Here is a 7289-nt window from a genome sequence, read left to right as displayed (position 1 = left end):
CAAGCGGGTCGCCCCTACACCCAAATCAAAGGTGATAGTCTCCCAAGTGCGATCGCCCTCTCTCTCCTGGTTAGCGCTAATCCCTGATCAAAAGAGCGATCGCCTAAAACACACCTCCATTTTGAGTCAGGGCGGGTTTTGTTGAAAAGTTATCACAAACATTAAAATCAAGCACCTAAACCCGCCCCTACAAATACCTGGGCTTCCACGCGATCGCACCTTTTCTATCCCCAGAATGCGATCGCGTTTGGGGATGGGTGGGGATTGCGATCGCGTCTTCCTTAGTCTGCCATCATTTTCACACCATCTCAGTCATCACCTATACTCTTACCAGCAATACAATGGGTATAGGAAAACGACAGGATGTATCCCGAACAAGCAGGTGCTGGAGGTAATTGGCACGTCATTGACGAAATTCTCGATCCATCTGTCATAGAACAGCAAGGGGATTTATCTTGTGGAATCGCCTGTGGCGCAATGCTCTTAAAAGACCGTAAAATTAATAGTAGTCAAAGCGCGATTGAGACAATAACTGGAATACCAGTAAGTTGTCAGGTACTGGCAATAGCGCTTAACACCCTCGACCCCAATCCGTCCCGCCAGTGGGAAGGCGGTTCATTGGAGCTACCAGGTGCTACACATTCCCAACTCTTTGAGATTTTAAACACAACCGGATCGTGGGCGGCTGTCCTTTGGGAAATGGGTGCAGGAATAGGACATTTAGTCGTAGTTGATGGTATTGATGCTGCTGGATATGCCTTAATTCGTGACCCTTGGCAAGGAAGCCGATATAGAATGACAATAGATAACTTTTTAAAATACTGGACAACTGAAGCCGTTTTTTCGAGAAGCCAACAATGAATGTACAATTACTTTCAATTAAACCTACACAAAACTGGGGAAACTTTAATATCAGAGTAAAAATTGGCACAGACCTCCATCAATTTACCATGACTGTAAAAACAACGCCAATTGCCGATTACCCAATTCAAGTCACTCAGGGAGATGATTCGTTCTTAAACGTATTCAAATTTAACCCAATAGTAGCCCTGAAGATATCAAAGTTAGTGGCAAAATTCCACAACCATCAAGCTGTTGAACTTCCGGCGAATGTGGGAGTTTGGCAGGAAGGTTTCCTGGAACCCCAAGTCAGCTAGAAAAATGAGCATGGAGGAGTTGCGATCGCGCCTCCCCTTTCCCCAGATACACCATCTCACCAGGAATAAAAGCGTTCCCCACCAAAGTGCGATGGAAGCCTATCCAGGAAAGCATATAACCGCTCAAAAAACACCGTTTGACACCGCCAATTGAATAAAGGGCGACCCGATCAAATTAAGCGGACACCATTGTTAATTAGTGCAAGCGGGTCGCCCCTACACCTGAATTAAAGGTGATAGTCTCCCAAGTGCGATAGCGAAGCGCTGCTGCCTACAGCAGATCGCCCCGGTTTTTTTCCGAAAGAGCGATCGCCTGCTAAACGTGCGATCGCGCTTTCCCTTTCCCCAGATACACCCTATCACCAGGAATGGAAGCTGTTTGATCAACCCTGTGTGATCGCTCCGACAAAACAAAGCTCTGGTATTGTAGGAAACATGAAGGATATAACAGAATCTATCAATGAACTCCATATCACCCTCTCAACCCTTAGAGCAGTATAGCCTCCAACTAGGAGCCGAAGGTTGCTTAGTTCTTCCAGTTGCCCTACAGAAGCAGCTCAACTTGAAAGAAGGCGATCGTTTTATTCTGATAGTAGAAGCTGACAAAACCCTACGCCTAGTCAGCTTGCACGAACAAGTCCAAAAACTTCAAGGATTATTCAAAGATATTGCTCCCGATGTTAGTTTAGCCGATGAACTCATTCAAGAGCGTCGCCAACAAGCGCGTCGGGAGAGTGACTCGTGAGTCAAAACCCTTGTGCTGTTCTGGATGCCTCTGCTCTTCTTGCCTATCTCCAAGGAGAACCAGGGAGCGATCGCCTTGCTGAAATCTTAGTACAAGGAGCCGTTATTAGCGCCATTAACTGGGCAGAAACTCTCTCTAAACTGGCGGAACGAGGTCAAGATCCTGATACGATAGTCACTCAATTGATCGATTTAGGTGTGCAGATCGCGCCTCCCCCTGAATACGTACCAATTTCTGATGATCTCAATCCATCAATCTTCAATATCTCGAAGCATCCAAATCTCTAAACCCGCGTTGGGATAACGAAGTGTAGCATCATTGGTTAGAAAAACCCTGCATCCAGCTTCCACAGCCGTCGCTAAATGTAGAGCATCAATCAAGCCCAAATTGCTATTCCCTCGTAACCGGGCGGCTGCAATCACCACCACCTGAGTCACCGGGCAAAACCTCAGATTAGGAAAACGGGGTAAATCCTGAGCATATTCTTCGGCAATCTCAGGATATCCATCTCGCAAGGGTTTAACCATTAATTCAGCCAGCACCAAATCAGAGGCAACCCCCTGGCACTTCCCTTGCTCAATCATCTCCAAAATTTTCCGAGCTAGTTCGCCAAACTCTGGATTTCCTTCTAAAGCATAAATGAAAATCACACTGTCGAGAGTGATCGTAACCCCATCAAGGTCATCTAATCGCGCCATGACTCCCGTTCCCCACGAATATAGGCAACAGCATCCACCCCCTGCCAAAGATTTTGATGCTTGGCAAACAGGCGCGATGTGTAACTGGGAACGGGCATCATCACCACAGCACCATCCACGACTTTGATTTCTAAGGCATCCCCCGGTTTCAGCTTTAATGCTTCTCGAATCGTTACCGGAATCTCAATTTCATAGTTGCTACTCACTTGAGCCACAGTCATCGGCGAAACCTGAATCGTTTGATTTCAATACTATCTTGACATGGAATCAGAGTGCGATCGCCCTCTCCCTCCCGGTTAGCGCCAATCCCTGATCAAAAGAGCGATCGCCTAAAACACACCTCCATTTTGAGTCAGGGCGGGTTTTGTTGAAAAGTTGTCACAAACATCAAAATTAAACGGCTCGCGCCCGCCCCTACAAATACCTGGACTTCCACGCGATCGCACTTTCTCTATCCCCAGCGTGCGATCGCGAAGCGAGTAGAGCCTACAGCAGATCGCGCCCTACCCCTTTCCCCAGATACACCATCTCACCAGGAATAGAAGCGATTCCCCACCAAAGTGCGATGGAAGCTTATCCAGGAAAGCATATAAGCGCTCAAAAAACACCGTTTGACACCGCCAATTGAATAAAGGGCGACCCAATCCTCTGTAGGGGCGGGTTTTACTACTATCTTTTCGGTTGCACCTCGATGTGACTAAACCCGCCCTGTTTCTGGTGTTGTTAATTAATGCAAGCGGGTCGAGAGTGCTACCTGGCTGTAAAATGAGGATATGTCAGATATATTAATTGTGATTCGCAATGAGGCAGCAGTCGCCATGACCTCAATTGACGGTGTAGCAGTTATCGCACTTGTCAAAAAAGACGGACTGATTTACGACGAACAGTCTGTCAATCTTCGGTTTGCTGATGCTCATTTCTATAACTTGCCATTAGGCAACTATATAGCTGTTGCCAAACATCCAGCACTAAATCCACCTGAAGCCGAACAGGAAGTGGAACTCTTAGCTAGAGAACTTTTAAAAGTACGATATATCTATTCAGAAGCCGAACGTCAACTTCTGAGAATCCAAGTCACATCACATAACATGGATAGTTAAACCGATGAAATACGCAATCGATTCAGAATCTATCGAAGCCTATAGAACGAGAGTTTTTACCCTCTCCCAAGAACTGCGTCGGGAGAATGACCCATCAATTCGAGCCATGACTGCACTGTATCTAGCAGAAGCTGCAACTACGCTAGCACGAATGGAAGTCCTAGAAGCAAAAAAAATGGCTGCAAACCAAGCAAGTTGACATATTTATCCACAGGTAAACTGTGTAAACTAGGAGCGAGTTCCTGACGAGAACGTCCCATTTCCGGAAAATCCGCTAATAAACGGCATTTTTCCTCAAAAGCATCAAGAAAACGACTAGCTGCACTTAAACTAAACTGTGCCATATAGTTTTTTATTTGCCTTAAATCTTGACGAGCTGGCGCACTAAAAATATATTTGCTCATTATGCACATGGAATCAAAGCCTTGGGGATGTTTGGATTTACACAGAGCGATCGCCTAAAACACATCTCCATTTTGAGTCAGGGCGGGTTTTGTTGAAACGTTATCACACAAATCAAAATTAAGCGGCTTGCGCCCGATTCAATCGTCACATCTAATCCATCATTTTAGCTGTGTCAGTCCAGTAGTGGCGTGGCACACCTTATTTGATGAATTAAGCATTAGCCGCAACACTGTAGGGGCGCAAAGACTTGCGCCCGATTCAATGGTCAAATCTATTCCACAATTTTAGCTGTGTAAAGCCAGTAGGGGCGCTTTCGCTTTGCGCCCTTGCCCATATTAAGGACACGCCCTCCTTTCTTTCAATACCTGTTGATTCAGGCAGATTCCCAACGACAAAATCGATCTGAACCGAAATCCAATCACCATTCATGGCATTCTGGTACTCACCGATAGGATGAGGGCGCACATCTATGCGCCCCTACATATTTCTCATATCCGTATTTGTAAAACCCAACCTGCCCCTATTCCACCACCACAGACACCCTTACCCAATTTTTATCCACCCAACATCATCAACCACCTTTTTGACCATGAAATTTGATCCGCAAAAAAATCATCGCCGTTCGATTCGGCTCAAGGGATACAATTACGCCGAACCTGGAGCCTATTTTATCACTATTTGTACTTACCAACGACAATGCTGGTTTGGAGATATTCGTGACGACAAAATATATCTCAACCAAATTGGTAAAATCGTTGCCCAAGAATGGATAAACTCAGGTCAAATCAGACCAAGCCTGCAATTAGATCAATGGGTAATTATGCCCAATCATGTCCATGGCATTGTCATCATTACTGACACCAATACCGTAGGGGCGCATAGACATGCGCCCTTACCAACACCTAAAAACCGCTCTTCTAAACAATCAGTCATTCCTCCGCGTAAACCCCGTTCACTTTCCTCATTTGTTGCTGGATTTAAATCCGCCGTCACCATCAGGATTAACACTATCCGCCAAACCTCAAATCCACCGATATGGCAGCGCAATTACTATGAATCAATTTTGCGTGAACAAGATTCCCTAAACACAGTTCGACAATACATCATTAATAATCCCCAACAGTGGAAGAATGATCCAGAAAATCCCCTACTTGACTCAAACAATCAACAATTTTTGATAGATTTGCCATTCTGAATCGGATTCACCGACAGGCGCACCCTTTCCCTCAAAACCCAGATACACTATGTCACCGGGAATAGAAGCTGTTCGATCAAAAGGTGCGATCGCGTTTAGGGATAGGAGAGGATTGCGATCGCGTCTGTCCTTTTCCCCAGATACGCGATACTACTCGCCATTAACAATTAAATGGACACAACTGGACTCGAACCAGTGACCCCCACGATGTCAACGTGGTGCTCTAACCAACTGAGCTATGCGTCCGAACCAAACAGTATCTTACTGTAGCACGACTCTTAGAAAAGTGGCAAGCAAATCGGATCAAGCCAAAATAGTTTTTCTCCCTCCACCCCCCTGCATCCCTGCATTCTCGCCACCTTTTTGCGAGCTAATAGTTCTAACTGTCGCTGGTTTTGCTAAAATACCTAGGTTGTTCAGCCTAAACCAGCATCTTTGAATCAATCAGTAGAAATCTCCGGTGTAGATACCTTAGCGCAAGAACTTGCGACAATCCAGCAAACAGGTTCTAAGCGGATTGCCCTGTTAGGATCGCGTCATGTACCCATTACCCATCAACATCTGATCGAGATGATGAGTTATGCCTTGGTTCTAGGTGGCAATCGTCTGATGACCTCTGGCGCAACAGGTACGAACTCAGCCGCAATTCGTGGTGCGATGCGTGCTGACCCGAATTTGCTGACGGTCATTTTGCCCCAAAGCTTAGAACGCCAGCCACGGGAGTCGCGAGTTCAACTCCAACAAGTGATGCACTTAGTAGAAAATCCAGAAAATGATCATCTGTCTCTGGCAGAAGCCAGTGCGTTGTGTAACTCCGAAATCATTTCCCGATGTCAACAGCTTGTTTGCTTCGCCTTTCATGACAGCAAAACCTTGCTGAGAACCTGTGAGGAGGCAGAGGAACAACGCAAGGTGGTGACAATTTTCTATTTTGATTAACCGAAAAGCACGTCCTGTACCCGATGCGATTTATCGCATCTAATTCATCGTCCTAAATCATGTAAAGCATGAATAGCAGCTTGACACCTCTGAGTCACGGCGGCTAAATCAGGTCGTTTCGTCGAAGCTGGGGGGGCAATGGGTTGACCAATTCGCACGGTTACGGGTACAGGACGCGGTATCGGTGATCCTTTGGGAAAAACGCGATGAGTCCCCCATATACTCACGGGTAATAGAGGGGCGTTTCCCTTCGCTGCAATTAAGGCAGCACCTAACTTGGGTTCAGGGATACGACCATCTGGGGTGCGCGTTCCCTGTAAAAAGACACCCACAGCCCACCCCTGGGATAAACACTCAATCGCCGCACGAATGGCACTCCGGTCTGCTGCGCCCCGCTTCACTGGGTAAGCGCCGTATAACTGAATAGCTTGTTTGAGTCCCGGAACCCGAAATAGTTCCTCTTTTGCCATAAATGCTACTGGACGCCGCACACAATTGGACAAAATCGGTGGGTCAAAGTCACTGGCGTGGTTACTGACTACGACGAGTGGACCATCCATCGGTACATGTTCAGCACCATGGATGTGACCTCGTAGGTAAATGTTAAGCACTGGGCTGACTACCGACCATTTAAAGGCGTGGTAGAGAATTAGGCTAGCAAAGGGTTCGCGGTTTCTAGTCACAGAACATCCTAAGTAGATGGGAAAAATTCAATTAACCGTGGAGATGGTCATTGGTCATTGGTCATTGGTCATTCGTTATGATTTACGGACTATTGACAAAATGTAATCGATTTGGGTTTATTGCCACAAATCGACTTAAACATAATCCCCAGATTTGGGGCTGTTGTATTAGAGTATCAGTTATTAACAACCAATTTGATGATTTTATCGGGTTTTATAGCAGGAGGCAGGAGGCAGAAGGCAGAAGAAGGCAGGAGGCAGAAGATAGGAGGCTACAGTGCAACAGAAAACCGTTGTAGTGCGAGCATCTCGCCCACTCTGAGTATCCGGTTTTTCATGATGGAGCTAATCTGAGTAAATTTGAGTA

At 46.2% G+C, this 7289-nt stretch carries 13 protein-coding genes and 1 tRNA gene; 9 read left to right on the top strand and 5 right to left on the bottom strand.

All coding sequences use genetic code 11. From position 1 onward, the window contains the following. Positions 1-363 precede the first annotated feature (363 nt). The 5 genes from RIG66_RS27040 (at position 364) to RIG66_RS27020 (ending at position 2189) form a co-directional block, all read left to right on the top strand. Positions 364-861, top strand: a complete 498-nt coding sequence (locus RIG66_RS27040) for a papain-like cysteine protease family protein (protein ID WP_446382145.1) — start codon at positions 364-366, stop codon at positions 859-861. A gap of 89 nt (positions 862-950) precedes the next feature. Further along, a complete protein-coding gene (locus RIG66_RS27035) occupies positions 951-1157 on the top strand; it encodes a hypothetical protein (protein ID WP_446382143.1) in 207 nt (68 codons plus the stop codon). A 4-nt stretch (positions 1158-1161) separates the two neighbouring features. Beyond that, positions 1162-1311: a hypothetical protein gene (locus RIG66_RS27030; RefSeq protein ID WP_446382141.1), complete on the top strand. Its 150-nt coding sequence runs from the start codon at positions 1162-1164 to the stop codon at positions 1309-1311. Positions 1312-1617: 306 nt separating this feature from the next. Continuing rightward, entirely contained in the window at positions 1618-1902 is a 285-nt protein-coding gene (locus RIG66_RS27025) for an AbrB/MazE/SpoVT family DNA-binding domain-containing protein (protein WP_446382139.1), read from the top strand. Then, positions 1899-2189 (top strand): PIN domain-containing protein, encoded by a 291-nt coding sequence (locus tag RIG66_RS27020; RefSeq protein ID WP_446382137.1) that lies wholly within the window; start codon positions 1899-1901, stop codon positions 2187-2189. The genes RIG66_RS27025 and RIG66_RS27020 overlap by 4 nt, the downstream gene beginning before the upstream one ends. Here the strand turns inward: RIG66_RS27020 and RIG66_RS27015 are convergent. Further along, positions 2154-2600 (bottom strand): type II toxin-antitoxin system VapC family toxin, encoded by a 447-nt coding sequence (locus tag RIG66_RS27015; protein WP_446382135.1) that lies wholly within the window; start codon positions 2598-2600, stop codon positions 2154-2156. The two genes, RIG66_RS27020 and RIG66_RS27015, sit on opposite strands and share 36 nt — an antisense overlap. Further along, positions 2588-2821 (bottom strand): AbrB/MazE/SpoVT family DNA-binding domain-containing protein, encoded by a 234-nt coding sequence (locus RIG66_RS27010; RefSeq protein WP_446382133.1) that lies wholly within the window; start codon positions 2819-2821, stop codon positions 2588-2590. Before RIG66_RS27010 ends, RIG66_RS27015 begins: the two co-directional genes overlap by 13 nt. Before the next feature lie 552 nt (positions 2822-3373). Between RIG66_RS27010 and RIG66_RS27005 the strand changes: the two genes are divergently transcribed. Next, on the top strand, positions 3374-3700 hold the full coding sequence (locus tag RIG66_RS27005) for a hypothetical protein (protein ID WP_446382131.1): 327 nt from the start codon (positions 3374-3376) through the stop codon (positions 3698-3700). A gap of 137 nt (positions 3701-3837) precedes the next feature. Here the strand turns inward: RIG66_RS27005 and RIG66_RS27000 are convergent, their stop codons facing one another. Continuing rightward, positions 3838-4104, bottom strand: coding sequence for a type II toxin-antitoxin system RelE/ParE family toxin (locus RIG66_RS27000; RefSeq protein WP_446382129.1), 267 nt, complete (start codon positions 4102-4104; stop codon positions 3838-3840). A gap of 590 nt (positions 4105-4694) precedes the next feature. Here RIG66_RS27000 and RIG66_RS26995 point away from each other — a divergent pair. Both RIG66_RS26995 and RIG66_RS26990 read left to right on the top strand, forming a co-directional pair. After that, a complete protein-coding gene (locus RIG66_RS26995; protein WP_446382127.1) occupies positions 4695-5300 on the top strand; it encodes a transposase in 606 nt (201 codons plus the stop codon). A 49-nt stretch (positions 5301-5349) separates the two neighbouring features. After that, on the top strand, positions 5350-5499 hold the full coding sequence (locus tag RIG66_RS26990) for a hypothetical protein (protein WP_446382125.1): 150 nt from the start codon (positions 5350-5352) through the stop codon (positions 5497-5499). Here RIG66_RS26990 and RIG66_RS26985 read toward each other — a convergent pair. Continuing rightward, positions 5473-5546, bottom strand: a tRNA-Val gene (locus RIG66_RS26985). The two genes, RIG66_RS26990 and RIG66_RS26985, sit on opposite strands and share 27 nt — an antisense overlap. A gap of 189 nt (positions 5547-5735) precedes the next feature. Here RIG66_RS26985 and RIG66_RS26980 point away from each other — a divergent pair. Then, the gene (locus RIG66_RS26980) at positions 5736-6239 is read left to right on the top strand and encodes a DNA recombination-mediator protein A (RefSeq protein WP_446382123.1); all 504 of its coding nucleotides are present in this window, start codon (positions 5736-5738) and stop codon (positions 6237-6239) included. Between the two features lie 44 nt (positions 6240-6283). Here RIG66_RS26980 and RIG66_RS26975 read toward each other — a convergent pair whose 3' ends face one another. Further along, on the bottom strand, positions 6284-6922 hold the full coding sequence (locus RIG66_RS26975; RefSeq protein ID WP_446382121.1) for a lysophospholipid acyltransferase family protein: 639 nt from the start codon (positions 6920-6922) through the stop codon (positions 6284-6286). Between the last annotated feature and the right edge of the window lie 367 nt (positions 6923-7289).

The organism is Coleofasciculus sp. E2-BRE-01 (assembly GCF_040221695.1).
Classification (GTDB): Bacteria; Cyanobacteriota; Cyanobacteriia; order Cyanobacteriales; family Coleofasciculaceae; genus Coleofasciculus.
This window is presented reverse-complemented; position numbering and strand designations above follow the sequence as displayed.

Coding starts and splice junctions, on each gene's coding strand:
- RIG66_RS27040 (WP_446382145.1), top strand. CDS start 364: ATGTATCCCGAACAAGCAGGTGCTGGAGGTAATTGGCACGTCATTGAC.
- RIG66_RS27035 (WP_446382143.1), top strand. CDS start 951: ATGACTGTAAAAACAACGCCAATTGCCGATTACCCAATTCAAGTCACT.
- RIG66_RS27030 (WP_446382141.1), top strand. CDS start 1,162: ATGAGCATGGAGGAGTTGCGATCGCGCCTCCCCTTTCCCCAGATACAC.
- RIG66_RS27025 (WP_446382139.1), top strand. CDS start 1,618: ATGAACTCCATATCACCCTCTCAACCCTTAGAGCAGTATAGCCTCCAA.
- RIG66_RS27015 (WP_446382135.1), bottom strand. CDS start 2,600: ATGGCGCGATTAGATGACCTTGATGGGGTTACGATCACTCTCGACAGT.
- RIG66_RS27010 (WP_446382133.1), bottom strand. CDS start 2,821: ATGACTGTGGCTCAAGTGAGTAGCAACTATGAAATTGAGATTCCGGTA.
- RIG66_RS27005 (WP_446382131.1), top strand. CDS start 3,374: ATGTCAGATATATTAATTGTGATTCGCAATGAGGCAGCAGTCGCCATG.
- RIG66_RS27000 (WP_446382129.1), bottom strand. CDS start 4,104: ATGAGCAAATATATTTTTAGTGCGCCAGCTCGTCAAGATTTAAGGCAA.
- RIG66_RS26995 (WP_446382127.1), top strand. CDS start 4,695: ATGAAATTTGATCCGCAAAAAAATCATCGCCGTTCGATTCGGCTCAAG.
- RIG66_RS26990 (WP_446382125.1), top strand. CDS start 5,350: ATGTCACCGGGAATAGAAGCTGTTCGATCAAAAGGTGCGATCGCGTTT.